Source organism: Kallipyga gabonensis (assembly GCF_001286805.1).
GTDB lineage: Bacteria > Bacillota > Clostridia > Tissierellales > Peptoniphilaceae > Kallipyga > Kallipyga gabonensis.
The window spans coordinates 113,906-139,051 of the sequence record NZ_CXYV01000001.1; the positions used below are offsets into that span (position 1 = coordinate 113,906).

A 25,146-nucleotide genomic window follows, 5' to 3' on the forward strand; every position below is an offset into this window, starting at 1 on the left:
ACCTTCCTCATCAACGCAGGGATATAACCACACTGGCGATAATACTTCCTACCATAGTAAGAGCCAGGATGATGGCAATAACCTGTCCTGCTAATCGTCTCGATTTTTTCTTCTGGTTTTCCGGGTTTTTCATGAAAAACTCCTTCCTCAAATAATCCTTCTTATTTTAACATATATAATGACTCATTCTGCAGTGACTACCCGACCCCCTTCATGAGAATAAAGAGACTTTCCTCCTCCGCCCTCCCGCTATCCTGGAGGAATATGATAAAATATAGAGTGGACCGGTTCTTGTAATGGGAAAGGAGGGCCTAGCCATGGATCAGGTGATCTATCTTTTAACGGACGGGCGAAAGGAAGACGTTCTTCCCTTTGTGGAAAAAGCATGCCAACTTGCCGGACTCACTTGTCCGATATATAGCTTCGGCCCCATCATTCAGCCTTCCTCCTTTGAGGAGGTTTTGAACCGGATGAGGGAAGAGGAAAAGAATGTCATCCTCTTTCATGCCCTGGAGGAAAGCGGTCTTCGAGAAGAGGTTCATGTGTTTTCAATAAGAGAGGGAATACCTTCCTATGATATGCTCTCACCCATCCTCACTTTTCTCATGAAGGCCGGAAAAAGGGAACTTGTCCCCGATTCTTTGCTTCACCGCGACCTTGACCCGGCTACCCTTGACCACCTCCTGGCTTATGATTTTGCCCGCCGTTTCGATGACGGACAGGATCCACGCGGGATCCACTATGCTGACCTGGTTTTGATCGGCATCTCCCGGACCATGAAAACTCCCCTCACCCTCTATCTGGCCAGCCAAAAGATTCGGGTGGTCAATGTTCCTCTTCTTCCTGAACTTGTTCCCCCGGCGGAGCTTTTCCGGATCAACTCAAAAAAGGTAGTGGGGTTGACCGTCAGTCCCGGCCAGCTCCTCGCTCTTCGTCAGGAAAGGCTGAAAAGCCTGGGACTTCCACCGAATTCTGCTTACGCCTCATTGAAGCGGATCCGTGAAGAACTGGAATATGCTGACCAAGTCATGAAGCAAATTGGCTGCCCTGTTGTCGATGTGACGGATAAGGCAGTTGAAGAAATTGCTGAAATAATCTTGACTTTGCGAGACGATGAGGAAGATTTGGGGTAAAAGTAACTTATAGGTTTTTTATTTATGAAGGAACTGCAGCGAAAAAAAATCCCAGGCCAAAAAACAAAGCGGAGCCTGTGAATCCAATAGGATCCATTGACCCGGTTTGGGCGGACGGATGCATTCAAAGCAGTAAATATTATTTTTTTGTATGAAAGGGGTTAGTGAATGACAAAGTACGTTTACAACTTCGATGAAGGAAACAAGGATCAACGTCTCCTTCTCGGCGGCAAGGGCGCAAACCTTGCTGAAATGACCAACATGGGAATCAATGTTCCCTACGGCTTTATTCTTACTACTGAAGCCTGCACCCGCTACCAGGAGGAGCAGAAGATATGGCCCGAGCTGATGGACGAAGTCCAAGCCCACCTGAGCCAGGTCGAGGACCATATTGGCAAAAAGTTCGGTGATAAGGAAGATCCTCTTCTCTTCTCCGTCCGTTCCGGTGCTCCCATTTCCATGCCCGGTATGATGGATACCATCCTCAACCTGGGACTGAACGATGAGTCTGTCGTTGCTGTGGCTGAAAAATCCGGCAACCCCCACTGGGCCTATGACTCCTACCGCCGCTTCATCCAGATGTTCTCCAACGTTGCTATGGGCCTCGATTCTGAACACTTTGAAGAGCTCCTGGCAAAGAAGAGAGAAAAAGCCGGCGTCCAGAACGACTTTGAACTCTCTGCCGATGACCTTAAAGAACTGGCTGAAGAATACAAGGTAAAGTATAAAGAACTCCAGGGCGAGGACTTCCCCCAGAACCCTCAAGACCAGCTCATCATGGCTGTGGAGGCTGTCTTTAAGTCCTGGAACAACGACCGTGCTATCCTTTACCGTAAGATGAACGAAATCCCTGATTCTCTGGGAACCGCCGTCAACGTCCAGCAGATGGTCTTCGGTAATATGGATGAGAACTCCGGAACCGGCGTTGCTTTCTCCCGTAACCCCGCCACCGGCGAAAATAAACTCTTCGGCGAATATCTCATGAATGCTCAGGGTGAAGACGTCGTGGCCGGCATCCGGACCCCCTTCCCCATCAGCCATCTTGAAGAAGATAACCCCAAGGTTTATAAACAATTCCTGGAAACCTCCGAACGTCTGGAAAAGCACTATAAAGATATGCAGGATATGGAATTTACCATCCAGGAAGGTGAACTCTTCCTCCTTCAGACCCGTAACGGGAAACGGACTACCTCTGCTGCCGTTAAGGTTGCGGTCGACCTGGTCCATGAGGGCATGATTACCAAGGAAGAAGCCATCCAAATGGTCGAGCCCAAGTCCTTAGACCAGCTCCTCCACCCCGCCTTCAATGCTGAATCCCTTAAGACGGCAGAAGCTGTTGCAACCGGACTGGCTGCTTCCCCCGGTGCTGCTACCGGACGGATCGTCTTCACCGCTGAAGAAGCAACCCGGGCAAAAGAGAACGGTGAGACCGTCATCCTGGTCCGCAACGAAACTTCTCCGGAAGACCTGGCCGGCATGGTTTCTGCCGCTGGTATCCTGACCGCTCGTGGCGGTATGACCTCTCACGCTGCGGTTGTCGCCCGTGGTATGGGAAAATGCTGCGTCACCGGTGCTCATGAACTTCGGATCGATGGCAAGGCAAAGACCGTTGGCATTGGTGATAAGACCCTGACCGGGAAAGACATCATCTCCATTGATGGCGGAACCGGTAAGATCTATGTCGGTGAGCTTGAAACCGAAGCTCCCAAACTGGCCGGCGACTTCGGTGAGTTCATGGGTTGGGTCATGGAAATCAAGGGGATGAAGGTTCGGACCAATGCGGATACCCCTGCTGAAGCGAAACAGGCTATCGAATTCGGTTGCGAAGGTATTGGTCTCTGCCGTACCGAGCATATGTTCTTCTCTGAAGACCGGATCCAAACCGTCCGCCAGATGATCCTTGCCCAGAATGATGACCAGAGACAAGATGCTCTGGATAAGATTGAACCCCTCCTGGAGCAGGACTTCTATGAAATGTACAAGATCATGGAAGAACGTCCCATGACCATCCGTCTCCTGGATCCCCCTCTGCATGAGTTCGTTCCTAAGGAAGAAAAAGACATTGAAATTGCCGCTAAGAACCTGGGCATTTCCGTCGAGGAAGTGAAAAAGGACATTGAGGATCTGGCAGAAGTTAACCCCATGCTGGGTCACCGCGGTCTGCGTTTAGGCATCTCCAACCCCTCCATCTACCGGATGCTGGGTCGGGCCATCATGCAGGGTGCCCTCCGTGCCAAGGAAGAAATGAACTGCAAGTTCGTTCCTGAAATCATGATTCCTCTGTCCACGGATCAAAAGGAACTCAAGTACGTCATGGATGAGGTCCGTGAAGAGATCGATATGGTCTTTGAAGAAAAGGGCAAGAAGATGGACTACCTCCTGGGTACCATGATCGAGACGCCGAGAGCTGCCCTCCTCTCCGATGAGATTGCGGAAGTTTCCGACTTCTTCTCCTTCGGCACCAACGACCTGACCCAGATGACCTTCGGCTTCTCCCGTGATGATGCCGGAAAGTTCCTCCAGGAATACCTGGATAAGAACCTCTTCGAGCGTGACCCCTTCATCTCCTTGGATCAGAAGGGCGTCGGCAAGTTGGTCGAGCTCTCTGTTGAGAATGCTCGCAAGGTGAAAGGTGAGGACATCCACCTGGGCATCTGCGGCGAGCACGGCGGAGACCCTGCCACCGTCAAGTACCTCTACAATGTCGGACTTGACTATGTCTCCTGCTCCCCCTACCGCGTCCCCATCGCTCTCCTGGCCGCAGCTCAAGCCACTGTGGAAGCCAAGAACAAGTAACAAGCTCCAATTGAACCAACAAAAGGCCATCCCGAAAATTTGGGATGGCCTTTTTTTTATCTATCCAATTCATTGACCGGCAGGATATTTGTCAAGTAAAAACCGTCTTCTAATTGCAAGGGATAGCTATTCAGCAATTGAAAAGAAGGTAATGCGTACTGATAGACCCCCGTGCTATTAGCAACAATGAAGCGGTCTCCCATCATGGCGGTTGCTTCCAGAGGAACTTTTAAATCGACAATCTTTTCCTTCCCATCGGGATCAATGACAGAAACTTCTGATCCTTCTGCGGCGACAGGATCATGATGGGTCACAATTAGCTTGTCATCATATCGGTAAATCGCATGCGGCCAAAGATAGGAGGTTCCTATCTCCTCAATCGCATAGGTCTCTTCATTGATTTTAATGATTTTCCCTGTCGGATGACCCTTCTCATCTAAGTTAACCGTAGCATATAGGTTTCTCCCATCATCCATAGCCATTCCTGAAAGAGAACCAAAGGAAGAGACATCCTTTTTGTGGAGCAATCGGAGATCCTCAGAATAAACGCGCATGGTATAACCATTTTCTTCCGAGTCATCTCCATCCATATTTTTATCAAAGGCAAAGAGTTTGCCTCCACCGGAAAAAATGCAGTGAAAGAAAGAACCCGGCAACTCGACTGTCTTACTGGTGCCTTCTTTCTTGTCCCATGCCTCCAAATAGGAAATCCCATTTAAGTTGCTGACCGAATACACCTTTTCGCCAATAGATGCCATATCAATCAAGTTAATATGTTGAGAAGGATATTCAGTGATTTGGAGCGTCTTTTTATTGACACTGATGACTTTTTTTGTATCTTTCTGATTGCCCAACCCCACAGGAATAAGATACAACTCATCCTGATTCTCTGCCGGAGAATAAAAAGAGGAACCCAGTGCGGCATAAGACAGCTTTTGCTCTTGCATAGCCTGAAGTTTTGAATCAAACCACCATATCCTTGAATCATACTTATGTTCATTCGTAATGACAAGGCCAAAATCGATCGACTCTCTTTTTAGAGAGGAGGAGGGCGTATCCCATAGATATCCGCAAGCAGTAAAGAAAAAAAACACTAGAAAGCTAAAACCTGCAAAAAAAACTTTTGATCTGCTCATTTTCTTATCACTCTTTCTTTTTTGAGAAGGATAGGAAAGTCCTATTAGTGCTCGATAAAGCCCACCTTCCGGTAGACCTTGGACAGAGTCCGACGGGCGGCACGGCCGGCTTCTTCAGCCCCCCTCTTGTAGATCTCATCCAGGTAAGATTTATCTGCCGTGATCTCCAGGAAGCGATCCCGGATGGGCGACATGGTGTTTACGATGGTCTCTCCCAGGAGTTCCTTGAACTCCGCATAGGAGATGTTGCCCAGGTCATCGACGATCTCCCGGGGCTTGCGGCCGTCATAGGCGGAGAAGATGTTGATCAGGTTTTTCAGGCCCGGCTGGTCATCCGAGTAGGTGAAATGGGCCTCGGAGTCGGTGACAGCCCGGGCGATTTTTCGCCGGATGGTGTCCGGGTCATCCTTAATCAGGATATAGGCATTGGGGTCCTCATCGGACTTGGACATTTTAACAGAAGGATTCTTGAGAGACATGATTCTTGCTGCCGATTCCGGCATCCATCCTTCAGGCAAGGTAAAAGTCGGGGAATAGCGGTGGTTAAAACGCTCGGCAATGTCCCGGGTAAATTCCAAGTGTTGTTTTTGGTCTTCCCCCACCGGAACATAGTCCGCCTGATAAAGAAGGATGTCAGCAGCCATGAGAACCGGGTAGGTAAAGAGGGCGGCATTCAGATTTTCCTCATTTTTTTGGGACTTGGCCTTCCACTGGGTCATTCTTTCCAGCTGGCCCATATAGGAGAGGGAAGAAAGCACCCAGGACAGCTCGGCATGCTCATGGACATGGGATTGGATAAAGAGGGTCACCTTATCCGGGTCTAGGCCTGCAGCAATATAGTAGGCCAGAACTTCACGGGACCGGCGACGGAGGTCCGCGGGCACCTGGTGGACCGTGATAGCGTGGAGGTCAGCTACGGCAAAAAAGCAGCGATAATCTTCCTGGAGGCGGACAAAGTTCTGGATAGCGCCTAGATAATTAGCAATAGTCAGATCTCCGGAGGGTTGAACAAGGCTGAGGACTGTCTTCGATGGCGAAGCAGGTGGGTTAATGTTCTTTGTGCGTTCTTCAGACACGATGCTAGTCCTTTCTTTCGTTATCGGATCATTGGCGACAGGAAAATATGCCGGCCACTAGAACCCTATTATAACAAAAGTCGCCTCCGAAGAGGCGACTTTTCATCATAGGTATTCGTGGTAAGAGATTAGTTGATGATACGGCGAGCACCCTTGTAGTGGTTGACGAACCAGGATGAGTTCAAGTTATCCGTGCGAACGCCCAACTGCGGAGTAGAAGCATGGATAATCTGACCACCACCGATGTAAATCCCGACATGGGCAACTCTTCCGCCGGAACTTTCATTGGAGAAGAAGACAAGATCGCCGGGGCGGAGATTCTTCTTAGAAACTGCATATCCGTTAGAGGTCTGGGCTGCTGCTCTTCGTTGAATGGTGTACCCGAAAGAGCGATAGAGCCAAGAGGTTAAGCCGGAACAGTCAAAGGCGTTGGGACCTGCTGCCCCGTATATGTATGGCTTTCCAAGCTGTTGTTTGGCTAAACGGATAATCTGATCAATGGTTCCCTGACCGACTTGACCCTTGTCTTCATTCTGAGAGGGTGTATTTTCCTCAACTTTAGGGGTGGACTGCTTCTCTGTGGAGAAGAATTTACTGCTGATATAACCGGCCTTGCCATTATAGTCGATCTTAATCCAACCGTTATTGAGGTCTGTTCCCTGAACAGGATCATTCCTGTGGAGATAACCGATCTGATCATAGCCCATGCCGGGACCTTGACGGACAAAGAGGGAATACGCAGTAACATATCCGGAAACCTTCGTCGAAGCTTCCTCTTCCTTCTTCCCCGAATCCTTGGGCTTGGACTCTTGGTTTTTATTTTCTTCTACCTTTGTTTTTTTAAAAGATAGTACATTCTTATGGATAAAGGCAGTCTGCCCTTTATAGTTGATCTTGATCCAACCTAAAGAGACTTCTTCACCTTGAATTGCATCGTTGATGGAGACTACGCCGATAATTTCTGCAGAGTTGGAAGGTCCTTTTCGGACATTGGCGGTAGAAACGGAAACATAACCGGAATAAGCAGCTCCGGACTCTTTTTGGGATTCTTCCTTCGTCTCAGGCTTAGTTTCTTTTTTCTCTGAAGACTCCTTCTCCGAAGCCTTCTCTTCCTCAGCCTTCTTCTCTGTCGCTTTTTTTGCTTCTTCTTCGGCCTTCTTCTTGGCTTCCTCTTCTTCAGCCTTCTTACGTGCTTCCGCTTCCTCTCTTTGCGTCTTCTGACGGGCGATCATCTGGTCAAATCCCGCAGGAGTCAGCTCATCAACGTATTCAGCATTAATATAGGAGAGATCATCTCCTTCACCGAAGGAAATCCAACCGTCCTTGATATTTCCCACAACCAAATCATCTTTGGAGAGAATATCGACGATTTCATAATTGGAGCCGGCCCCTATACGGACATTGAGCACATCCGCAGTAACGATGCCGCGGAATTCCCGGGCTTCCTCTTCATATCTTTCTTCCATTTTTTTCTTTTTTTCAACGACGATTTCAACCTCAGGAGTGGTTGTCTCCTCATCCTTGATATCTTCCAGAGGATTGAGAGGATTCTCCTCTTTGGAACCCTTAGCGATCTCCGGAGCCTCTTCCGGCCTTTTTTCTTCAATCGCTGTATACACAGAGGTCTGAGGCGTTTTTAGAGCAAAATTGACAGAAGCCGATTGATCCTCTTCGGGTTGGCTCTCCGCAGAAGGAAGATCAGCGACAACTTTTTGTTTTTTGATCGGTTCTTCCTTTTGTACGATGTATTCCACATTCTGAACAGGATCGAAGACTTTTTCTTCAACAACGTTCACCTCATCGGAGACCTTGTCCTCTTTTTTTGCCTGATCCTGGATGTCCTTATATTGGTTGGTTAGGTCTTTGGTCATGTGGTCCGCTGTGGACCTGTCTATGCCGATCATCTGGGCTGTTGCGATGACGCCGGTTACCCCTACGACGCCAACGACCGCCCCAATTTTTCGTTTATCCAAAATGCACCTCCTTGACTTGTTACCTTTGTAACCTGAATACATGATAAGTTACTTCCTACAAGTTGTCAAGATAAAAGTTACAAAAAATAAACAATTTTGAGGCTTTTGTCACCTTTCCCTTATTTCGAAAGTTTTTCGCTGAACATAGAGGAACACGGCCTTTTTTCTAAATGAAAATTATAGGATGTTCTCTTTCGGGAAAACCCATTCCACCTCATCAAGGGTCAGTCCTTGAGGAGGGGCGGCCATAAAGGGTGAATGTTCGGCTCCCTGATCGATAAGGGATTGGACTTCCTCCAAGGTCCATTTTCCCCGACCCAGTGCTACCATAGCCCCTACCATAAGGCGAACCTGCTCACGAAGAAAGGAATCTCCGCGAATCCGGAAGGTCCAAAGGCAGCCCTCCCCTTCCGTCCAGAATTTACGGTCAAGATCAAAGGAAAAAATGGTGCGGATGGGATCCCGGTCTTCATCGGCAAGAGTGAAGGCTGAAAAATTATGACGGCCCTGGAATAGTTTTGCCCCCTGACCGACTGCGTCCGGGTCCAGGGGATAGGTGCAAGTCGGAAGAAAATCCCGGTATTTCGGATGAATTCTCTTGGCTTCCACAAAGTCATAGCGATAGGTTTTTGCGATGGAGTGAAAGCGGGCATGGAAATTCAAGGGAAGGGCTTGAGAGGAGAGAACCTGGAGATCATCCGGAAGATAGGGATAGAGGTGGTAAGCAAAGGCAGAGGCCGGAATCAGTGTATCCGCCAGGAAGTTGACGATTTGCCCTTGAGCATGGACACCGGCATCCATTCTCCCGGCTGCAATCAGCCGGGTCTTCTTACCTAAAACTTTTTCTACCGCTTTAGTAAGAACCCCGGCTACCGTCCTCATGCCCGATTGTGCCTGAAAACCATGGAAATTACGACCGTCGTAGGCCAGAGTTAAAAGAATATTCTGGTACATCAGAGGACCACCATGCCTAAAACAAAGAGGGCCGAAACACCGGCTAGTGTCATATAGTCAGTCTTTTTCATGGAAAGAGGATTAAGTCGGGTTCGCCCTTCCCCACCCCGGTAACAACGGGCCTCCATAGCCACGCCCAGTTCGGATGCCCTATCCAGGGAATTGAGAAAGAGAGGGACCAGGAGAGGGATCATGGCCTTGGCCCGGTCCAGGATATTGCCCGATTCGAAGTCTGCCCCCCTGGCTTTTTGGGCTTTTATGATTTTGTCCGTCTCCTCAAAGAGGGTGGGAATAAAGCGTAGGGCGATGGAAACCATCATGGCCAGTTCGTGGGCCGGGAAATGAATGACCTTAAGGGGAGAAAGGAGGGATTCCAGACCGTCCGTCAGCTTGAGCGGTGAAGTGGTCAAAGAGAGTATGGTTGTCCCCAGAACAAGAAGGATGATTCGACAGGCAACAAAACCGGCCCAAATCAGGCCTTCTTTGGTCAAGGTGAAAAAGCCCCACTTCCAGAGAACCTCTCCACGGATAGTGAAGATATTCAAGACCGTGGTGAAGATCAGAATAGTCAGGATGGGCTTGAGACCTTTAATAATCTTAAGAAAAGGAAGGTTGGCCAAAGCCACCACCATGAGGATAAAGACCAGGACAAGACCATAGCCGATGAAGTGGTCAACTTGAAAAACCAGGACCATGAAGAGGATCGTCAACAACAATTTGACCCGGGGGTCCAGTCGGTGGACAAAGGAATCTCTCGGCATAAACTGACCGAGGAGGACTCGCTCATTCATGACGACCTCCTTTCCATCCGGACTCCGGTGAAACAGTCGGGCCTTCTACACCTGCTGAACGCCTCATAGGGTGAGTTTGGAGGTAGGCGTTGAGGGACCGGAAGGCCTGGTCCACCGTTAGAGCCGATGGATCCACGTCCATGCCCCTGGCCTTTAGTGACCGCATGAGTTTAGTGATTTGAGGAAGGGCGAGACCGATCGCCTCCAGTTCCTCTTCACGAGAAAAAACCTCTTTCGGACTTCCGTCCATGACAATCCGTCCTCCATCGAGGACCACCAGACGGTTAGCATGCTCCGCCACGTCCTCCATGGAATGGGTGACCAAAATGATGGACATAGAAGGGTTAGCCTCATAAATCTTGTGGATCTCCCCCAGGATTTCTTTCCGCCCCTGAGGATCCAGGCCCGCCGTTGGCTCATCCAAAACCAGGTAACGGGGTTCCAGCGCAAGGACGCCGGCGATGGCGACTCGTCTCTTTTGACCACCGGAAAGTTCAAAAGGTGACCGGTCTTTCATGGTGTTGAAATCCAGACCCACGGCTTCCATGGCTTTCCGAACCCTCCGATCAATCTCCTGCTCGTCCAGCTTGAGATTTCTGGGGCCAAAGGCAATATCTTTATAAATTGTTGGTTCAAAAAGCTGGTCTTCGGGATACTGAAAGACCAGGCCCACCTGCTGGCGGATTTTTCGAACCTGGCTCCTGGTCCCCCCCGTATCAAGACCATTGATCAACACCTGACCGCTGGTGGGCAGGTTTAAGGCATTCATATGCTGAACCAGGGTGGATTTTCCTGAGCCGGTATGACCCAAGAGCCCAAGATATTCATGGTCTTCGATGGTCAGGCTGACCCCATCCAGGGCTTTGACAACTTCCTTTGCTGTCGGATCATAAACAAAGCTGACGTCTCTAAATTCCATCATAGGAGGGCCTCCACCAATTCATCAATATTCAGGCAATCGTCCGGAACCGGAAAACCTGCCTGACAAAGACGGTGGGCTAAGTCTGTTACTTGGGGAACATCGAGCTCCATGGCTCGCATCGTTTCTACCTGCGCAAAGACGGCACGAGGTTCCCCCTCCAGGGCAAGTCGGCCGTCCGCCATAACCAGGATACGGTCAGCCTGAGCCGCCTCATCCATATGGTGGGTGATGAGAAGGATGGTCTTGCCTTCTTTTTTGTTCAGATAATGGATGGTCTTCATGATTTCCCGCCGACCGACAGGATCGAGCATTGCCGTGGGCTCATCCATGATGATACAGGAGGGAAGCATGGCCAGGACACCGGCGATAGCTACCCGCTGCTTCTGACCGCCGGAAAGTTTGTGAACCGGTCGGTTCCGATAGTCAAACATCCCCACCGATTTAAGGGCTGAATCCACCCTTTCCCGAAGTTCCGGCAGGGGGACACCAAGATTTTCCGGACCGAAGGCCACATCTTCCTCCACGACCGATGCCACCATTTGGTTGTCGGGGTTTTGAAAGACCATGCCGCAGTGGGACCGGATGTCCCAGAGGAGGCCTTCATCTCGGGTATTCATGCCCATGATATGAATATCGCCCTCATTGGGAAGAACCTGGGCATTCAAAAGTCGGGCAAGTGTAGACTTGCCCGACCCATTATGACCCAGGATGGCGATAAATTCACCTTGTTTGACCTGAAAACTGACATCTTGAATGACCGGTTCCCTAGCCTCCCCATCCTCGGAAGGATAAGTGAAGGTGACGTGGGAAAGGTCAATCATGGTTTCTCTTGTGCCGGTCTCTTCATTCTTTTCATCGAGCCGGCGTATCCTAGAATTAATCAATATAGCCACCTAACTTTATCTTAACAATGGTGAACATTAATAGGTTGAATCAGCCGGAGAGAAAGAAGTCGTGGACTCATAGATGATAACCGGGGTCCCGACAGGATAGGCATTAAAGATCTTCTCCGCTACCTTTGGAGGCAGGTTGAGACAACCGTGGGTTCCGTAACTCCGGTATAGCCTCCCGCCAAAGGAGGACCGCCAGGGGGCATCGTGAAGACCGACACCACCGTAGTTGATGGGCATCCAAAAGGTAACCGGTGTCACATACTTCGACCCGTCCAAATTCTTTCCCTTAAGCTCCCGATCCTTTTCTCTTGACCAGATTTTGTGGACCCCGACCGGCGTCTCATGGACTCCATTCGTGGTTCCGGATACATAGTCCGTCTGCAAAAAGAGTTTGCCGTCTTTATAGGCCCAGAGATGCTGTTGAGAGAGGTCGCATTCAATATAGGTCGATCCGATTTCATCCTTTTCCCGGTGGAGGGCCCTATGACGATATTCCGGTTCCAGCTCATGGTTTCCCCCTTCTTTCAGAAGTGTCATGAGCTTATCCCGGGTCTTTTTGGTATCAATTTGCCAACCGTAGATTCCTGGCGGAACAGTTACTGTCCCCCGGTTCGTCGTTTTGAAGGTCCGGTCCGTTCCGTAGGTATCTGTCTTCCTGGCCATATCTTTAACCCAACTTAAGACCGCATCCGGATCGATGGATACTTGCTTGTCCTTCTCTTTTTTCAAACACTGGACAACCTCTTCCGGACCGAAAGTAAATTTCCGATCAACAAAGTCGTAAACGACTTTTACTCGAGTGATCTTATCTAAACGCTGAAATTCTTCCTTCAATGAAGGAGAATCCGCCGTAATTTCCGGTTCTTCATAAAGATCTTTGATGTCCGTTTCCTTCAACCCCTTTTGAAAGGCATCCAGAATCCTTGTCTTCAATCCCTCATAATCCAACTTATTGCCCCGATCTTCAGGCACAATGCGCACACCATCCTTGGAGACTTCGATTTTTGCATCCACCGGTGCCTTGCCATTAGGGACCAGACCGGCATTATTTAATGCCCGATCCAACTTTACCTGATCATAGCCAATGTCGTACTCCACGGTATAAGGATGGGATTGAAAGACTTCCTTAGGCCAGAGAAAGGCGTTTTGACTGGGTGCCTGAACGCCTTTGTTCGTTAATTTCAGATGAATATCCTCGGCAGAAATGGACACAGCTGTCCCATTCCTTCCCTGGACCTGAACTTTATCGGAATATTCACTTGACTGAAACACATCTTTGAGGGGGCGGAAAGATCTCTCCATCCCGTTGACCGTCGTATTGGGGAAGGTATACTTGGAAAAGTAGTAACTTCCCCCAAGATAAAGGGCAACCAGGAGGACGAGAAGGATAATCCAAAACCACTTTTTGCTTTTTGTTTGATCCATTAGTATCATCTCGGAAGGGGGTCCCCGAGAACCGTCCTTTCTTTTTCGGCCAAATGGCCCTTGTTCATGTCGTTATCTTTGCTCAAGTTCTAATCCCGACTTTCGAGACTCAACTCGATATCCCAATTCACTTCTCCGTCAGGAGGCAAAGCGGCTGATTTTGCCGCCTCGACTGCCTTCTCCAGATTTTCCAAATAGCCATTGGTGGGACGGAGAGAGAGTTTCCGCTCCCCACTATAAGCAGAAGTCTGAATGGATCCAGCGAGATAAGGAAGAATCCTGGCATTCCACCGTAGCCGGAAGACCAATCCCTGACCGGGATAATGGATGGCGGCCAGGCCATCTTCTATGGCTTTTGGTGAGAAAAAGTGAAGATCACGGTCTGATGGAATTGCGGAGACTTGAGAAAAATCTTCATTTAATTCCTTCAAGGTCTTAAGGTCAATATAGGACCCGGGACCCGGAAGCTCCAGCCGGGCATCCGGTGTGGACACAGCTAAGGCATGTAAGGACCACATCCAGACCTGGGGAGAAACTGTTTCATTGAGGAGGCGGTAGTGGAGAAAAACGGATGACCCGGACAAGGTTACCGTCCGCTCAAAGAAAAAAGGCATAGCGGAAAGTCGGACTGATGCCGTGCAGGTCGTTTTGGAGAGGTCACTCTCCCTTACATTCCAGCTCCTTGCCCATACATCCCCATAATTGTGAATATGGCCGACGTTTGTAAGCTGACAGCTTTCCTTGGAAGGAATGCAGTCGTCAATACCTGACCGGTCAAAGGACTTATAAGACATACCCGGATAAGGGTTAAAATAGCCCTTCCTGAAATCCTGCGTATTACGTGCTTCCTTCGGTTTATACAGAAGATCAAAATTTTTAGGCTTATAATATATTTCTCGAATCTTAAAGCCCACTTCCGGCAAAAGACGAACCACCAGATTCTCATTTTCAAGAAGAATTTCCCGGGTCGGCCAGTTCATTTTTTGAATATCCAGGGCGGCATTTTGATCCATGGTCCCCTCCATTCTTCCCCATTGATTGTTCAAAGTGACAAACTACCTTTTCATTATACTACTCTTGCCGGTGACTTTCTTCCCAATGACGATCTTCAGGCCGGGTCACATCAATTGAAGGAGATGCCGTTCGCTCAATTTGAATATCGACTTCGGCATGAGGATAAAGAACCGCAATCATGGCCTCCATCTCCTCCAAGAGCTGGTCATCTTCATCTTTGACGGAATAGGCGACAGCCAGGCCAAAGGAAATCTTGAGGGGCTCCTTATGAAGGTCCTCTCCCTCGGAAGTCGGAGTGGGCAGGCCATCAGGGCCGGTTCCGCTTGCCGGGATGATCTGAAGGTCATAGACATGACACCCCCTGTGGCTTCCCTCAACCAGCTTTCGAACTTTCTCCCTGGCCTCGTTGATGGCCGGGTTATCTACAATCATGGGATCGATATGGATGGTAATATCAATCCCGTCCCTGGCCAGAGACTTTTCGATGGCATCAGCCTCACCATGAGCCCTTAATAGAGATAGGCGGGCATCGACCATAATATCGCAGGTAACATAGGATTGGCCCGGGCCGTAATCATGAATCTTGAGGTTATGGATCTCAATAACCTCGGGAGATTCCAAGATCCGATCCTCAATCTTCTTGACCAATTCGGGATCGGCCTCCTCCCCCATGAGCCGGTCATAATTCTGACTGAGAATTTCCAAACCGGCCTTGGCAATAAGGATGGCAATGACAATCGCGATCGGACCGTCCAGGGAAAGCCGGAAGAAATGAGACAAAATAAGGGAAAGGAGAATTCCACCCGTCATAATAACGTCGTTGGCTGAATCCTGGGCTGTTGCCATGAGGACAGAGGAATTCAGCGCCTTTCCCCGTCGAGTATAGAAACTTTGCAGCCAGAATTTCAGGGCCATGGACATAACCAAAACGACAATCTGGACAGGTCGGACTTCAACCATGGTGGGATGGAGAATCTTTTCAGCCGCCTCACGAATCAGTTGAAAACCCAGAAAAAGGATGAGAAGGGAAATCAATGATGAGGCAATGTACTCAAAACGGGCATGACCAAAAGGATGGCCCTCATCCGAAGGACGAGCGGAAATTACAAAGGACGATAGGGAGATAAGATTAGCAATCCCATCGGACAAATTATTCATTCCGTCAGCGGTAATGGACAGGACTCCGGTCAAATTTCCAATGATAATCTTCGACAGAGCCAAAATCGTATTTACCAGTAGCCCAACCAAGGAAGTGGTCAATCCTTGCCGCTTCCTTGATTCGCCTTCATTGAGTTGCGATTGCTCCATTCTTTCTTTCCACTTGTCAAACATGGCTGACTCCATAAAATGTGAAAAATGCCCTCATAAAGAGGGCATGTCACAAGACGGGTTGTGTTGATTCAACTAGTCTTCCTTATCTTCTTTTTCTTTCTTGGACCCTTCTTCCACCCATTCCAGGATAGCCATCTCGCTCCCGTCACCGCGACGGGGGCCGAGCTTCAAAATTCGGGTATATCCGCCGTTGCGACCGGCATACTGGGGAGCCAGGTCCTCAACTAACTTTCTTGCTACATCCTTATCATAGATGTAGGAAGAGATTGCCCTCTTGGAATGAAGATCGTTCTTCTTAGCGAGGGTCATCATCTTTTCCGCCATCTGGCGGGTTTCCTTTGCCCGGGTCACCGTGGTGGTAATCCGGCCATGTTCAATGAGGGAAGAAACCTGGTTGCGAAGCATTGCACTCCGATGGTCGCTTCTCCTCCCTAATTTTCTCTGAGTGGCCATTTCATGCCTCCTTGTTACTCTTCTTCCATTTCCTCGAGCTCAAAGCCATAGGCCTTGACCATGTTCTCCACTTCCGAATAGGATTTTTTGCCGAAATTGCGGATCTTAGCCAGTTCTCGAGCATCGGTGGCTAAAATATCACCTAAGCTGTTGAGCCCCGCCCGTTTCAAGCAATTGTAGGAACGAAGAGAAAGGTCTAAGTCCTCGATGGGCTTTTGAAGAAGTATTTCTTCCTCATTGTTCTCTTCTTCACCTTCTTCTTCCTCATCCAAATGAAAATCAGGAAGCTCGGTAAACAGGGCCAGGTGGCTGATGAGGATCTGGGAACCCTGGGCTACCGCCTCTTGAGCGGTAATCGTCCCATTGGTCCAAACCTCTAAGATCAACTTATCGTAGTCAGTGATCTGCTGAACCCGGGTGTTTTCGATGGAGAAATTGACCTTGGTCACCGGGGTGAACAAGGAGTCGATCGCAATGGTCGTGATGGGGTCATCGGGATTCTTATTAGCATCTGCCAAGGCATAGCCCGACCCATCCACGACAACGAGTTCCATGTGAATCTCGCCCTCGCCATTGACCGTGCAAATGTAGTGATCTTTGTTGATAATCTCTACCTCTGTGGTCTCCTGGATATCCTTGGCCGTAACAATTTTCGGGCCTTCCACATCCAGACGCAGGGTAACCGGTTCCCCTTCTCCCTGCAAACGACGGATCGCAATCCCTTTTATGTTGAGGATGATCTCCGGAACGTCTTCAATGACGCCGGTAACTGTTGAGAATTCATGAGGAACGCCTTCGTCAAACTTGATGGAAGCCACGGCTGCCCCCGGTAAGGATGAGAGGAGGACACGACGAAGGGAGTTCCCGATCGTCGTCCCATACCCACGCTCCAAGGGGGACATAGTGAACCTGCCATAGTGTTTGTCGTCATCCAGCTCAAGAATTTCAACCTTTGTATTGAGTTTGTCTGCCACGGATCAAGCCTCCTCTACTCTTGCGCCTTCTTTCCAAATATTTCCGAAACTTTCACGATGACTTACGGAGATTACTTGGAGTAAAGCTCGACGATCTGGGTCTCTTCAATGGGATAGTCGATATTTTCACGCATTGGTTCAGACAGGATCTTGCCCTGGAGTTTTTCCGTGTCCACTTCAACCCATGGCATCTGGTTCCAGACGTTCTCTTCCGTATTGGAGAAGAAGCCATTTTGCCGAGAAGAAGGCTTGACATTGATCTGATCGCCCACTTCCAGGGTCATAGAAGGAATGGTGGCCTTTTCTCCGTTCAGGAGGAAGTGGCCATGAACGATAAGCTGACGTGCTTCTGCCCGAGTTTGGGTGAATCCCATCCGGTAGACGACGTTATCGAAACGGAGCTCAAGAAGCTTGAGCAGGTTCCAACCGGCCTGACCTTCCATCCGTTCAGCACGGGTGTAGAGTCTGCGGAACTGCTTTTCGTTCATTCCATAGATGAATTTTGCCTTCTGCTTCTCACGCAACTGCATACCATAGTCAGAAAGCTTGCGACGACGCTGTTCCGGATTCCGGCGAGACTTCTTGTTGATGCCCACAACCTGGGGTTCCAACTCGAGCGCACGGCAGCGTTTCAAAATTGGTCCTGTGTATCTTGACATTATTACCTCCCGTTACACTCTTCTTCTCTTCGGCGGACGGCATCCATTATGAGGAATGGGGGTGACATCCTTGATCAGGGTAACCTGAAGTCCGGCGGCCTCAAGGGCACGGATGGCGGATTCACGACCCGGACCCGGACCCTTAACATAAACCTCAACGGTCTTTAGGCCCTGAGTAATCGCCTCCTTAGCTGCGGTTTCTGCAACCATCTGGGCGGCGTAGGGAGTGGATTTACGGTTTCCCTGGAATCCCAACTGACCGGAAGAAGACCAGGAAATGGCGTTTCCGTTTAAGTCAGTAATCGTCACCATGGAGTTGTTGAAGGTGGAAAGAATATGAGCCTGTCCGGCACTAATATTCTTTTTTACCTTACGCTTCCCGCCACGGCGGGTTGTTTTTGCTGGTTTTTTAGCCATGTTCTCCCCCCTTATCTCTTTCTACCCTTGCGGGTCCGAGCATTGGTTTTCGTTCTCTGACCCCTTACAGGCAGGTTTCTTTTGTGGCGGATCCCACGGTAGCAATTAATCTCGCGCAGACGCTTGATGTTCAACGAGACATCCCGACGCAGATCTCCTTCCACATGGTAGTGGTTGACCTGCTCACGGATCTTCTGCACTTCATCATCGGTCAAATCACGGACGCGAGTGTCCGGATTGACCCCTGCATTCTTAAGAATTTCATTGGAGCGGGAACGACCGATTCCGAAAATGTAGGTCAGGCCGATTTCCACTCGTTTGTCTTTTGGTATATCAATACCTGCTATACGTGCCAAATTCCTTCACCCCCCGTTAACCTTGACGCTGTTTATGCTTCGGATTTTCACAGATCACCATGACGCGACCTTTGCGTTTGATGATCTTACATTTATCACACATCTTCTTTACAGATGGTCTCACTTTCATGGCTTCCTCCTATTTCTTCCTCCATGTTATTCTCCCCTTGGTCAAATCATAGGGTGAAAGTTCCACGGTCACATGGTCTCCTTCGAGGATGCGAATGTAGTTCATCCGCAGTTTCCCGGAAATATGGGCCATGACTTCATGCCCATTTTCAAGACCGACAATAAAGATGGCATTCGGAAGACGCTCTTTGACGACGCCCTCAACCTCAATCACATCTTTAGATGACATTCGCTCTCCTCCTTCGTTTGGGTCGCTTTGTCTTGGAAACGAATCAACATTTTCCGAACCCAGGCATTTTGGAAACCGGTCTTTGACAGTCTTGCTTCTTCCAGTGGCAGTACATGGTGGAAAGCTTGCAAATGCTTGACCCGCTTCTTCTTCGGCTTTTCCAGGGGACGGCTGTCCCCATCGACGACAAGGACGTGCTTGGCATCCACTTGCTCCAGGACAACCATGACACTCCCTTTATCGTGGCCCGCCTTAGAGCGGACAACCTGGCCAATGGCGAGTTCGCATGGGCGGTTCATCTTCCTTTCCTGCGTCATTGAATCTTCTGCAGAGCTTGATGGACTTCTTCCGCCACCCGGTCAACCGGTTGGTTTCCGTCCACTTCAATGAGCTTGCCCTGGTCCTTATAGAAGTGAAGTAAGGGTGCAGTAGCATTCTCATAGACTTGAATTCGTTGAGCGACAGTGGATTCCTGATCATCATCACGGTGAATAAGCTCATGACCGCAGAAATCACACACCCCTTCCTTCTTCGGTGGTTGGTCTTTAATATGGAAGGAGGCCCCACATTCGGGACATACTCTCCGTCCCGACAGGCGAGGAACCAGGACATCGAAAGGAACTTCTAAGGCCAATGCTCCATCCAGGGCCTGTCCTCTTTCCTTTAGACCTTCATCGAGGGCTTTGGCTTGGGCCAAGGTCCTGGGGAAACCGTCCAGAATGTAACCCTTCCTGGTATCATCCCGGTCAAGCCGATCCCATAAGAGGGCAATGGTCAGCTCATCCGGAACCAATTGACCCCGGTCCAAATAGGCTTTCACTTTCTTGCCCAATTCCGTTTCGTTCTTGATGTTGGCCCGGAAGAGGTCACCTGTTGAAATATGAACGACTTCCCAGTCCTTAATGATTTTCTTGGCCTGGGTTCCTTTACCGGCACCCGGAGGGCCGAGCAATACTAATCGCACAAGAACTCCTTTCAACTTAACGGTTCAAGAAACCTTTGTAGTGACGGAGCTGCAAGTGGGCCTCTAAGCTACGGATGAGCTCGAGGACGACGCCTACAACGATGATGATTGATGTACCGCCAAATCCAAGCTGAACCCCGAAAATCCGGGCAACAAGCTCAGGAATAATAGAGAGCACGGCTAAAATAACCGCCCCAACCAAAGTAATCCGGCTGACAATTCTCTGCAGATAATCGGTAGTCGGTTTGCCCGGACGGATACCGGGAATAAAACCGCCCGATTGCTGGAGGTTTCGAGAGTATTCGTAGGCGTTGAATTGGATGGAGTTGTAGAAATAGGCGAAGAAAATGATCAGGACAACCTGGACAATCAGCCTAATAATAAATCCAACCCAACCGGCGGGTGTCATATAGTTCTGAACAAAGTCCCGGACGCCACCGCCAAAAATCAGGGCCATAGTCTGGGGCAAAGCGAGCAAGGCGGAAGCGAAAATGATGGGCAAAACGCCGGCCATATTGACCTTAATGGGAATATGGGTGGCTTGTCCGCCATACATCTTTCGGCCTACGACTCGTTTTGCGTATTGAACGGGAATTCTACGCTCACCTTCCGTGAGAAGAACAACGATCACGGTAATCGCAAGGAAGATCAAGAGCAAAAGAACAGGAATCAGGAAGCTGATTTTTCCGGCCTTAGCCGCATTGATCACGGCATAGAAGTGGCCGGGCATACCGGCGACAATTCCCATGAAGATGACAAAAGAAACGCCGTTTCCAACCCCGTATTCTGTGATCTGATCACCAATCCACACAGTGAATTGAGCCCCGGCCACCATGACCAAAATGGCAATCCCTTTTTCCAGGCTACCACCGGAGGCAAAAGCCTGACCGAAGATTCCCTGAACCAGGGCGAATGCTTGTAAAACGGCAAGGGCAATTCCTAAATACTTGGTGATCTGACCGATTTTTTTCCGACCTTCCTCCCCTTCCTTGGACATTTCTTCCAAGGCAGGAATGGCAAAGGTTAAAAGCTGGACAACAATGGAGGCGGTGATATATGGACCGACACCGAGTGCAAGAACACTCAGGGTCGCCAGACCACCACCGGAAATCATATTGAGTATTCCGAGAAGGCTTCCTTCCGCCCCTTTATAAATCTCACGAATCAAGGAGATGTTCGCAAAAGGAATCGGGAGGGCGTTACCTAAGCGAAGTACGACCACCATTAAAATGGTGAAGATGATTCTTCGACGAGTCTCATCAACCTTCCAAGCATTCTTGAGCGTGCTTAGCATTAGAGCACCTCCGCCTTTCCTCCTGCTTCATTGATTTTTTCTTCAGCAGATTTGGTAAATTTAGCCGCTTGAACAGTTACCTTCTTTGTGAGCTCTCCGCGTCCTAAAATTTTCAAACCATCCTGTAAATCCTTCTTCTGAATCATGCCGCGCTCGAGAAGAGTTTCCGCATTGATCGTCGAACCATCTTCGAAGATATTTAAATCTTCAACATTAACGGTGGCATAAACTTTGGAGAAGTTATTCGTAAATCCATGCTTTGGGAGCCGACGGAAGAGAGGCAGCTGGCCACCTTCAAATCCGGGACGTACACCGCCGCCGGAACGGGACTTCTGCCCGTCACGGCCACGGCCGGCGAGTTTTCCCCAACCTGAGCTGTGACCACGTCCAACTCTTTTGGTTTTTTGCTTAGCTCCGCCCTTAGCCGGTTTTAGTTCATGAAGTTTCATCGGAACCTCCTATTCCTGCTCAGAGACATCGAGCATGAAGTCGATCTTATGGATTGCACCGCGTACAGAAGCCTGGTCTTCCAGGACAACCGTCTGTCCGGGTTTATGCAGTCCCAGGGCACGGGCAGTATTGATTTGCTTGTCGGTTCTTCCGGCGAATGATTTCTTTAAGGTAATATTTAATTTGCCCATTGAGAACCTCCTAGCTCATTAACTCTTCTACGCTCTTGCCCCGTAACTTGGCAACCTGTTCCGGCGTCTTCATTCTGGCGAACCCGTCCATCAGAGCATTCACAATGCTTAAAGCATTGGCTGAGCCCAGTGACTTGGCACGAATATCAGTAATACCTGCTACTTCACAGACCGCACGAACCGGACCACCGGCGATAATTCCGGTACCTTCTTTCGCCGGCATAATCAAGACCTTGCCTGCTCCGTATTGACCCACGATTTCGTGGGGAACAGTGGTGCCATAAATAGGAAGTTTGACCATTTTCTTTCTTGCATGGTCAGCTCCCTTACGAATAGCTTCCGGAACTTCTGCGGCCTTGCCCATGGCAATGCCTACATTTCCTTTCCCGTCACCAACAGCTACCAAAGCGGTAAAACGAGCGGTACGACCACCCTTGGCTGTCTTGGAGACGCGGTTGATATATATGACTTTATCTTCGAACTCAGACTTTTGTCTGCGATTTTGCTTGGCCATTCTATCTCCTCTCCTTACAGCTTTAGTCCCGCTTCACGAGCAGCATCAGCGAGCGCCTTCACTTTTCCATGATAAATATAACCGGAACGGTCAAAGACAACACTGGTGATGCCTTTTTCCAAAGCCCGTTCAGCAATGGCTTTTCCCACTGCCTTGGCGGATTCAATGTTCGCACCATGACCGTCTACGCTGTCTTGTAAAGTGGAAGCGGAGACCAGAGTTTTCCCCTCAACATCGTCAATGATTTGAGCATACATATTGGCATTGCTCTTATAGACATTGAGACGTGGTCTCTCGGACGTGCCGGCCACCTTATTGCGTATGCGCAGATGACGTTTTTTACGTCCTGCATTTCTGTCAAATTTAGCCATTTACGCCCTCCTTTACTTCCCTGTCTTACCTTCTTTACGACGGATGTGTTCTCCTTCGTAATGAATTCCCTTGCCTTTGTAAGGCTCAGGTAAACGGAAGTCGCGAATGTTGGCCGCAATCCGGCCGACAGCTTCCTTATCGATACCACTGACAATAATAGTCAGAGCATCAGGCACCTCAAAGCTCACATTCTCTTCCGGCTTCACCGTAATATCGTGAGAGAAACCGAGGTTGAGCAGGAGGTCATTGCCCTTCATCTGGGCACGATAACCGGTTCCGACGATCTGAAGTTTCTTGGAGTAACCCTGAGTCACCCCTTCCACCATGTTAGCGATCAGGGAACGATAGAGGCCATGCTTAGACCGATTTTCCTTCGTCTCATCAGGGCGGATAACCGAAAGGGTTCCATCCTCAATCTTGACTTCAAAGGAAGGTCCGATCTGCTTTTCCAGTTCTCCCTTAGGGCCCTTCACTTTTACGATGTTCTTTTCATCGACTGAAATTTCAACCTTCTCAGGAATTTCAATCGGCATTAAACCAATTCTTGACATGCTCGCCCTCCTCTATTACCAGACGTAGCAAATGACTTCACCGCCCAGGCCTTGAGCCCGAGCCTGCTTATCCGTCATTACGCCCTTGGAAGTGGAAAGGATAGCGGTGCCTAAACCGCCCAAAACTGTGGGAACTTCGTTGGCACGAACATAGACGCGACGGCCGGGCTTAGAGATTCTCTTTAAGCCGGAAATGGACCGCTCGTCATCGACATATTTAAGATCGATGGTGATCATGCCCTGGCGGTTATCATCAACAACGTTAAATCCTTTGATGTATCCCTCATCCAGAAGGATTTGAGCGAGGTTTTTCTTCATGTTGGAAGCAGGAACCTCAACGGATTCATGCTTTTTCATATTCCCATTGCGGATTCTTGTCAGCATATCCGCGATCGGATCAGTCATCATATCGCTTACCTCCTCAAATTACCAACTGGCTTTTTTTACGCCCGGAATCTGGCCACGATAGGCCAATTCGCGGAAGCAAATCCGGCAAATGCCGTATTTACGCAAGACCGCATGGGGACGTCCGCAGATTGAGCAGCGTGTGTAGGCACGCGTTGAGAACTTAGGCTGCTTCTGCTGTTTATATCTCATGGATTTTTTTGCCATATTAGTTCTCCTCTCTTCTCTTAAAAGGCATACCCATGTGGGCTAAAAATGCTCTGGCTTCCTCATCCGTCTCGGCGGAAGTCACAATAATGATGTCCATCCCCCGAATCTCATCAATGTCATCGAAGTTGATTTCAGGGAAAATCAGCTGCTCCTTGATGCCCAAAGCATAATTGCCACGACCGTCGAAAGAGGTGTCGGAAATTCCGCGGAAGTCACGAACGCGAGGCAGAGCAACACTGATCAGCTTATCCAGGAAGTAGTACATCTTATCCCCACGAAGGGTAACCTTGGTGGCGATGGGCATCCCGGCTCTCAGCTTGAAGTTAGCCACAGATTTCTTCGCATTGATGACCACCGGCTTTTGACCGGCAATAGTGGTCAGCTCGTGAACTGCAGATTCCAACAGCTTGGGATTTTCCTTGGCATCCCCTACGGCAATGTTGATGACAATCTTTTCCAGCTTGGGAACCTGCATCACGTTATCATAGTGGAATTCATTCATCAGAGCAGGCATTACCTCTTGTTTGTACTTTTCTTGCAATCTAGAAGTCATTCCTTGCCCCCTTATTTATCAAACTTGGTGCCGGATTTAACGGAAACGCGAACTTTCTTCCCGTTTTCCATCTCAATTTTTGTCCGGACGCCGCGTTTTTCTTTTTCATCATAGAGAAGAACGTTGGAAGCGTGGATCTTTCCTTCGCTTTCAATAATCCCGCCCGCATCTTCCATGGAGCGAGGTTTGCGATGATGTTTTTGAATGTTGACATTCTCCACAATCACCCGATTCTCCTTAGGAAAAGCCTGAAGGACCTTTCCTACCTTGCCTTTATCTTTGCCCGTCATCACTTGGACGGTATCACCCGTTTTTACGTGCATATGCTCCTCCTTAAAGTACTTCCGGAGCCAGCGAAATGATCTTCATATAACCATTTGCACGGAGCTCTCTGGTAACAGGCCCGAAAATACGGGTGCCCACAGGGTTCTTATCATCTTTGATAATAACCGCTGCGTTATCATCAAAGCAGATCTCGGAACCGTCTGCTCTGGATAAGGGTGCCTTTGTGCGGACAACCACAGCAGTCACAATGTCACCCTTCTTGACGGTCCCGCCGGGGATGGCGTTCTTCACGGAGCAGCGAACCGTATCGGCAATGCCCACGTACTTCCGCTTAGTGGATCCGTTGACATTGATGACCAGGAGTTCACGAGCTCCGGAGTTATCAGCAACTTTGAGTCGACTTTCTTTTTGAATCATCTCGTCCTCCCTTCCTGATTACTTGGCAGCTTCGAGGATTTCGACGAGACGAAATCTTTTCTGCTTGGAGAGGGGCCGTGTTTCCATCAGAAGCACCTTGTCGCCTACTTTGGCCGCATTCTCTTCATCATGGGCCTTGAAGCGGTTGCTCCGGGTCAACATCTTTTTATACTTAGGATGCTTGACCAACTGGGAAACTTCGACAACGATGGTTTTATCCATCTTGTCAGAGACCACCACTCCGCTAATGGTTTTGCGATTTGTTGTTCTCTCCATTG

The 25,146-nt window shown here is 49.3% G+C and carries 34 protein-coding genes; 2 read left to right on the forward strand and 32 right to left on the reverse strand.

The window, feature by feature from the left end:
• Positions 1-10 precede the first annotated feature (10 nt).
• On the reverse strand, positions 11-133 hold the full coding sequence (locus BN2373_RS08045) for a hypothetical protein (protein WP_274380676.1): 123 nt from the start codon (positions 131-133) through the stop codon (positions 11-13).
• A gap of 184 nt (positions 134-317) precedes the next feature.
• Here BN2373_RS08045 and BN2373_RS00515 point away from each other — a divergent pair, with 184 nt between their 5' ends.
• Together BN2373_RS00515 and ppdK are read left to right on the forward strand one after the other, a co-directional pair.
• Positions 318-1,133, forward strand: a complete 816-nt coding sequence (locus tag BN2373_RS00515; protein ID WP_162200030.1) for a kinase/pyrophosphorylase — start codon at positions 318-320, stop codon at positions 1,131-1,133.
• A 168-nt stretch (positions 1,134-1,301) separates the two neighbouring features.
• A complete protein-coding gene (gene ppdK / locus BN2373_RS00520) occupies positions 1,302-3,929 on the forward strand; it encodes a pyruvate, phosphate dikinase (RefSeq protein ID WP_053942245.1) in 2,628 nt (875 codons plus the stop codon).
• A 56-nt stretch (positions 3,930-3,985) separates the two neighbouring features.
• Here the strand turns inward: ppdK and BN2373_RS00525 are convergent, their stop codons facing one another.
• The 31 genes from BN2373_RS00525 to rpsQ all read right to left on the reverse strand — a co-directional run bounded on the left by BN2373_RS00525 (position 3,986) and on the right by rpsQ (position 25,144).
• On the reverse strand, positions 3,986-5,065 hold the full coding sequence (locus BN2373_RS00525) for a hypothetical protein (RefSeq protein WP_154826094.1): 1,080 nt from the start codon (positions 5,063-5,065) through the stop codon (positions 3,986-3,988).
• Between the two features lie 44 nt (positions 5,066-5,109).
• Positions 5,110-6,141 (reverse strand): tryptophan--tRNA ligase, encoded by a 1,032-nt coding sequence (trpS, locus tag BN2373_RS00530; RefSeq protein ID WP_238379605.1) that lies wholly within the window; start codon positions 6,139-6,141, stop codon positions 5,110-5,112.
• A 128-nt stretch (positions 6,142-6,269) separates the two neighbouring features.
• Positions 6,270-8,114, reverse strand: a complete 1,845-nt coding sequence (locus BN2373_RS08050) for a C40 family peptidase (RefSeq protein WP_053942247.1) — start codon at positions 8,112-8,114, stop codon at positions 6,270-6,272.
• Between the two features lie 177 nt (positions 8,115-8,291).
• A complete protein-coding gene (gene truA, locus BN2373_RS00540) occupies positions 8,292-9,068 on the reverse strand; it encodes a tRNA pseudouridine(38-40) synthase TruA (RefSeq protein WP_053942248.1) in 777 nt (258 codons plus the stop codon).
• Positions 9,068-9,859 (reverse strand): energy-coupling factor transporter transmembrane component T family protein, encoded by a 792-nt coding sequence (locus tag BN2373_RS00545; protein WP_053942249.1) that lies wholly within the window; start codon positions 9,857-9,859, stop codon positions 9,068-9,070. The genes truA and BN2373_RS00545 overlap by 1 nt, the downstream gene beginning before the upstream one ends.
• The gene (locus tag BN2373_RS00550; RefSeq protein ID WP_053942250.1) at positions 9,852-10,781 is read right to left on the reverse strand and encodes an energy-coupling factor transporter ATPase; all 930 of its coding nucleotides are present in this window, start codon (positions 10,779-10,781) and stop codon (positions 9,852-9,854) included. Before BN2373_RS00550 ends, BN2373_RS00545 begins: the two co-directional genes overlap by 8 nt.
• A complete protein-coding gene (locus BN2373_RS00555; RefSeq protein WP_053942417.1) occupies positions 10,778-11,602 on the reverse strand; it encodes an energy-coupling factor transporter ATPase in 825 nt (274 codons plus the stop codon). The genes BN2373_RS00550 and BN2373_RS00555 overlap by 4 nt, the downstream gene beginning before the upstream one ends.
• 99 nt (positions 11,603-11,701) lie before the next feature.
• Complete coding sequence (locus tag BN2373_RS00560) at positions 11,702-13,099, reverse strand: L,D-transpeptidase family protein (protein ID WP_053942251.1); 1,398 nt, start codon at positions 13,097-13,099, stop codon at positions 11,702-11,704.
• An 89-nt stretch (positions 13,100-13,188) separates the two neighbouring features.
• Positions 13,189-14,112: a hypothetical protein gene (locus tag BN2373_RS00565; protein ID WP_053942252.1), complete on the reverse strand. Its 924-nt coding sequence runs from the start codon at positions 14,110-14,112 to the stop codon at positions 13,189-13,191.
• 58 nt (positions 14,113-14,170) lie between these two features.
• Positions 14,171-15,445, reverse strand: a complete 1,275-nt coding sequence (locus BN2373_RS00570) for a cation diffusion facilitator family transporter (protein ID WP_053942253.1) — start codon at positions 15,443-15,445, stop codon at positions 14,171-14,173.
• A gap of 72 nt (positions 15,446-15,517) precedes the next feature.
• Positions 15,518-15,898 (reverse strand): 50S ribosomal protein L17, encoded by a 381-nt coding sequence (gene rplQ / locus BN2373_RS00575; RefSeq protein WP_053942254.1) that lies wholly within the window; start codon positions 15,896-15,898, stop codon positions 15,518-15,520.
• Positions 15,899-15,912: 14 nt separating this feature from the next.
• Positions 15,913-16,872, reverse strand: a complete 960-nt coding sequence (locus BN2373_RS00580; RefSeq protein WP_053942255.1) for a DNA-directed RNA polymerase subunit alpha — start codon at positions 16,870-16,872, stop codon at positions 15,913-15,915.
• Between the two features lie 71 nt (positions 16,873-16,943).
• Complete coding sequence (gene rpsD, locus BN2373_RS00585; protein ID WP_053942256.1) at positions 16,944-17,531, reverse strand: 30S ribosomal protein S4; 588 nt, start codon at positions 17,529-17,531, stop codon at positions 16,944-16,946.
• 12 nt (positions 17,532-17,543) lie between these two features.
• The gene (gene rpsK, locus BN2373_RS00590) at positions 17,544-17,948 is read right to left on the reverse strand and encodes a 30S ribosomal protein S11 (RefSeq protein ID WP_053942257.1); all 405 of its coding nucleotides are present in this window, start codon (positions 17,946-17,948) and stop codon (positions 17,544-17,546) included.
• A gap of 11 nt (positions 17,949-17,959) precedes the next feature.
• Entirely contained in the window at positions 17,960-18,304 is a 345-nt protein-coding gene (rpsM, locus tag BN2373_RS00595; RefSeq protein WP_053942258.1) for a 30S ribosomal protein S13, read from the reverse strand.
• Positions 18,305-18,320: 16 nt separating this feature from the next.
• Positions 18,321-18,434 (reverse strand): 50S ribosomal protein L36, encoded by a 114-nt coding sequence (gene rpmJ / locus BN2373_RS07915; protein ID WP_008859825.1) that lies wholly within the window; start codon positions 18,432-18,434, stop codon positions 18,321-18,323.
• Between the two features lie 9 nt (positions 18,435-18,443).
• Positions 18,444-18,662, reverse strand: coding sequence for a translation initiation factor IF-1 (gene infA / locus BN2373_RS07920; RefSeq protein WP_019134700.1), 219 nt, complete (start codon positions 18,660-18,662; stop codon positions 18,444-18,446).
• Entirely contained in the window at positions 18,644-18,961 is a 318-nt protein-coding gene (locus tag BN2373_RS00610; RefSeq protein WP_074017934.1) for a KOW domain-containing RNA-binding protein, read from the reverse strand. The genes infA and BN2373_RS00610 overlap by 19 nt, the downstream gene beginning before the upstream one ends.
• Before the next feature lie 14 nt (positions 18,962-18,975).
• Positions 18,976-19,626, reverse strand: coding sequence for an adenylate kinase (locus tag BN2373_RS00615; protein WP_053942260.1), 651 nt, complete (start codon positions 19,624-19,626; stop codon positions 18,976-18,978).
• Between the two features lie 16 nt (positions 19,627-19,642).
• On the reverse strand, positions 19,643-20,920 hold the full coding sequence (gene secY / locus BN2373_RS00620; protein WP_053942261.1) for a preprotein translocase subunit SecY: 1,278 nt from the start codon (positions 20,918-20,920) through the stop codon (positions 19,643-19,645).
• The gene (gene rplO, locus BN2373_RS00625) at positions 20,920-21,369 is read right to left on the reverse strand and encodes a 50S ribosomal protein L15 (protein ID WP_053942262.1); all 450 of its coding nucleotides are present in this window, start codon (positions 21,367-21,369) and stop codon (positions 20,920-20,922) included. Before rplO ends, secY begins: the two co-directional genes overlap by 1 nt.
• Before the next feature lie 9 nt (positions 21,370-21,378).
• Positions 21,379-21,561: a 50S ribosomal protein L30 gene (gene rpmD, locus BN2373_RS00630; protein WP_053942263.1), complete on the reverse strand. Its 183-nt coding sequence runs from the start codon at positions 21,559-21,561 to the stop codon at positions 21,379-21,381.
• 10 nt (positions 21,562-21,571) lie between these two features.
• Complete coding sequence (rpsE, locus tag BN2373_RS00635; RefSeq protein ID WP_053942264.1) at positions 21,572-22,075, reverse strand: 30S ribosomal protein S5; 504 nt, start codon at positions 22,073-22,075, stop codon at positions 21,572-21,574.
• 14 nt (positions 22,076-22,089) lie between these two features.
• A complete protein-coding gene (gene rplR, locus BN2373_RS00640) occupies positions 22,090-22,446 on the reverse strand; it encodes a 50S ribosomal protein L18 (RefSeq protein ID WP_053942265.1) in 357 nt (118 codons plus the stop codon).
• A 12-nt stretch (positions 22,447-22,458) separates the two neighbouring features.
• On the reverse strand, positions 22,459-22,998 hold the full coding sequence (gene rplF, locus BN2373_RS00645) for a 50S ribosomal protein L6 (RefSeq protein WP_053942266.1): 540 nt from the start codon (positions 22,996-22,998) through the stop codon (positions 22,459-22,461).
• 15 nt (positions 22,999-23,013) lie between these two features.
• Positions 23,014-23,406 (reverse strand): 30S ribosomal protein S8, encoded by a 393-nt coding sequence (gene rpsH / locus BN2373_RS00650; protein WP_053942267.1) that lies wholly within the window; start codon positions 23,404-23,406, stop codon positions 23,014-23,016.
• 18 nt (positions 23,407-23,424) lie between these two features.
• Positions 23,425-23,610, reverse strand: a complete 186-nt coding sequence (locus tag BN2373_RS00655) for a type Z 30S ribosomal protein S14 (protein WP_053942268.1) — start codon at positions 23,608-23,610, stop codon at positions 23,425-23,427.
• 1 nt (position 23,611) lies between these two features.
• Entirely contained in the window at positions 23,612-24,166 is a 555-nt protein-coding gene (gene rplE / locus BN2373_RS00660) for a 50S ribosomal protein L5 (protein WP_053942269.1), read from the reverse strand.
• A gap of 11 nt (positions 24,167-24,177) precedes the next feature.
• Complete coding sequence (gene rplX / locus BN2373_RS00665) at positions 24,178-24,489, reverse strand: 50S ribosomal protein L24 (protein WP_053942270.1); 312 nt, start codon at positions 24,487-24,489, stop codon at positions 24,178-24,180.
• Between the two features lie 10 nt (positions 24,490-24,499).
• Entirely contained in the window at positions 24,500-24,868 is a 369-nt protein-coding gene (gene rplN / locus BN2373_RS00670; RefSeq protein WP_053942271.1) for a 50S ribosomal protein L14, read from the reverse strand.
• A gap of 18 nt (positions 24,869-24,886) precedes the next feature.
• Positions 24,887-25,144: a 30S ribosomal protein S17 gene (rpsQ, locus tag BN2373_RS00675; protein WP_053942272.1), complete on the reverse strand. Its 258-nt coding sequence runs from the start codon at positions 25,142-25,144 to the stop codon at positions 24,887-24,889.
• Positions 25,145-25,146: the final 2 nt, after the last annotated feature.

Excerpts from the sequence above, each read along its gene's own strand:
- BN2373_RS08045 (WP_274380676.1), bottom strand. The coding sequence starts at position 133 with ATGAAAAACCCGGAAAACCAGAAGAAAAAATCGAGACGATTAGCAGGA.
- BN2373_RS00515 (WP_162200030.1), top strand. The coding sequence starts at position 318 with ATGGATCAGGTGATCTATCTTTTAACGGACGGGCGAAAGGAAGACGTT.
- ppdK (WP_053942245.1), top strand. The coding sequence starts at position 1,302 with ATGACAAAGTACGTTTACAACTTCGATGAAGGAAACAAGGATCAACGT.
- BN2373_RS00525 (WP_154826094.1), bottom strand. The coding sequence starts at position 5,065 with ATGAGCAGATCAAAAGTTTTTTTTGCAGGTTTTAGCTTTCTAGTGTTT.
- truA (WP_053942248.1), bottom strand. The coding sequence starts at position 9,068 with ATGTACCAGAATATTCTTTTAACTCTGGCCTACGACGGTCGTAATTTC.
- BN2373_RS00545 (WP_053942249.1), bottom strand. The coding sequence starts at position 9,859 with ATGAATGAGCGAGTCCTCCTCGGTCAGTTTATGCCGAGAGATTCCTTT.
- BN2373_RS00550 (WP_053942250.1), bottom strand. The coding sequence starts at position 10,781 with ATGATGGAATTTAGAGACGTCAGCTTTGTTTATGATCCGACAGCAAAG.
- BN2373_RS00555 (WP_053942417.1), bottom strand. The coding sequence starts at position 11,602 with ATGATTGACCTTTCCCACGTCACCTTCACTTATCCTTCCGAGGATGGG.
- BN2373_RS00560 (WP_053942251.1), bottom strand. The coding sequence starts at position 13,099 with ATGGATCAAACAAAAAGCAAAAAGTGGTTTTGGATTATCCTTCTCGTC.
- BN2373_RS00565 (WP_053942252.1), bottom strand. The coding sequence starts at position 14,112 with ATGGATCAAAATGCCGCCCTGGATATTCAAAAAATGAACTGGCCGACC.
- BN2373_RS00570 (WP_053942253.1), bottom strand. The coding sequence starts at position 15,445 with ATGTTTGACAAGTGGAAAGAAAGAATGGAGCAATCGCAACTCAATGAA.
- rplQ (WP_053942254.1), bottom strand. The coding sequence starts at position 15,898 with ATGGCCACTCAGAGAAAATTAGGGAGGAGAAGCGACCATCGGAGTGCA.
- rpsD (WP_053942256.1), bottom strand. The coding sequence starts at position 17,531 with ATGTCAAGATACACAGGACCAATTTTGAAACGCTGCCGTGCGCTCGAG.
- rpsK (WP_053942257.1), bottom strand. The coding sequence starts at position 17,948 with ATGGCTAAAAAACCAGCAAAAACAACCCGCCGTGGCGGGAAGCGTAAG.
- rpmJ (WP_008859825.1), bottom strand. The coding sequence starts at position 18,434 with ATGAAAGTGAGACCATCTGTAAAGAAGATGTGTGATAAATGTAAGATC.
- infA (WP_019134700.1), bottom strand. The coding sequence starts at position 18,662 with ATGTCATCTAAAGATGTGATTGAGGTTGAGGGCGTCGTCAAAGAGCGT.
- BN2373_RS00610 (WP_074017934.1), bottom strand. The coding sequence starts at position 18,961 with ATGAACCGCCCATGCGAACTCGCCATTGGCCAGGTTGTCCGCTCTAAG.
- secY (WP_053942261.1), bottom strand. The coding sequence starts at position 20,920 with ATGCTAAGCACGCTCAAGAATGCTTGGAAGGTTGATGAGACTCGTCGA.
- rplO (WP_053942262.1), bottom strand. The coding sequence starts at position 21,369 with ATGAAACTTCATGAACTAAAACCGGCTAAGGGCGGAGCTAAGCAAAAA.
- rpmD (WP_053942263.1), bottom strand. The coding sequence starts at position 21,561 with ATGGGCAAATTAAATATTACCTTAAAGAAATCATTCGCCGGAAGAACC.
- rpsE (WP_053942264.1), bottom strand. The coding sequence starts at position 22,075 with ATGGCCAAGCAAAATCGCAGACAAAAGTCTGAGTTCGAAGATAAAGTC.
- rplR (WP_053942265.1), bottom strand. The coding sequence starts at position 22,446 with ATGGCTAAATTTGACAGAAATGCAGGACGTAAAAAACGTCATCTGCGC.
- rplF (WP_053942266.1), bottom strand. The coding sequence starts at position 22,998 with ATGTCAAGAATTGGTTTAATGCCGATTGAAATTCCTGAGAAGGTTGAA.
- rpsH (WP_053942267.1), bottom strand. The coding sequence starts at position 23,406 with ATGATGACTGATCCGATCGCGGATATGCTGACAAGAATCCGCAATGGG.
- BN2373_RS00655 (WP_053942268.1), bottom strand. The coding sequence starts at position 23,610 with ATGGCAAAAAAATCCATGAGATATAAACAGCAGAAGCAGCCTAAGTTC.
- rplE (WP_053942269.1), bottom strand. The coding sequence starts at position 24,166 with ATGACTTCTAGATTGCAAGAAAAGTACAAACAAGAGGTAATGCCTGCT.
- rplX (WP_053942270.1), bottom strand. The coding sequence starts at position 24,489 with ATGCACGTAAAAACGGGTGATACCGTCCAAGTGATGACGGGCAAAGAT.
- rplN (WP_053942271.1), bottom strand. The coding sequence starts at position 24,868 with ATGATTCAAAAAGAAAGTCGACTCAAAGTTGCTGATAACTCCGGAGCT.
- rpsQ (WP_053942272.1), bottom strand. The coding sequence starts at position 25,144 with ATGGAGAGAACAACAAATCGCAAAACCATTAGCGGAGTGGTGGTCTCT.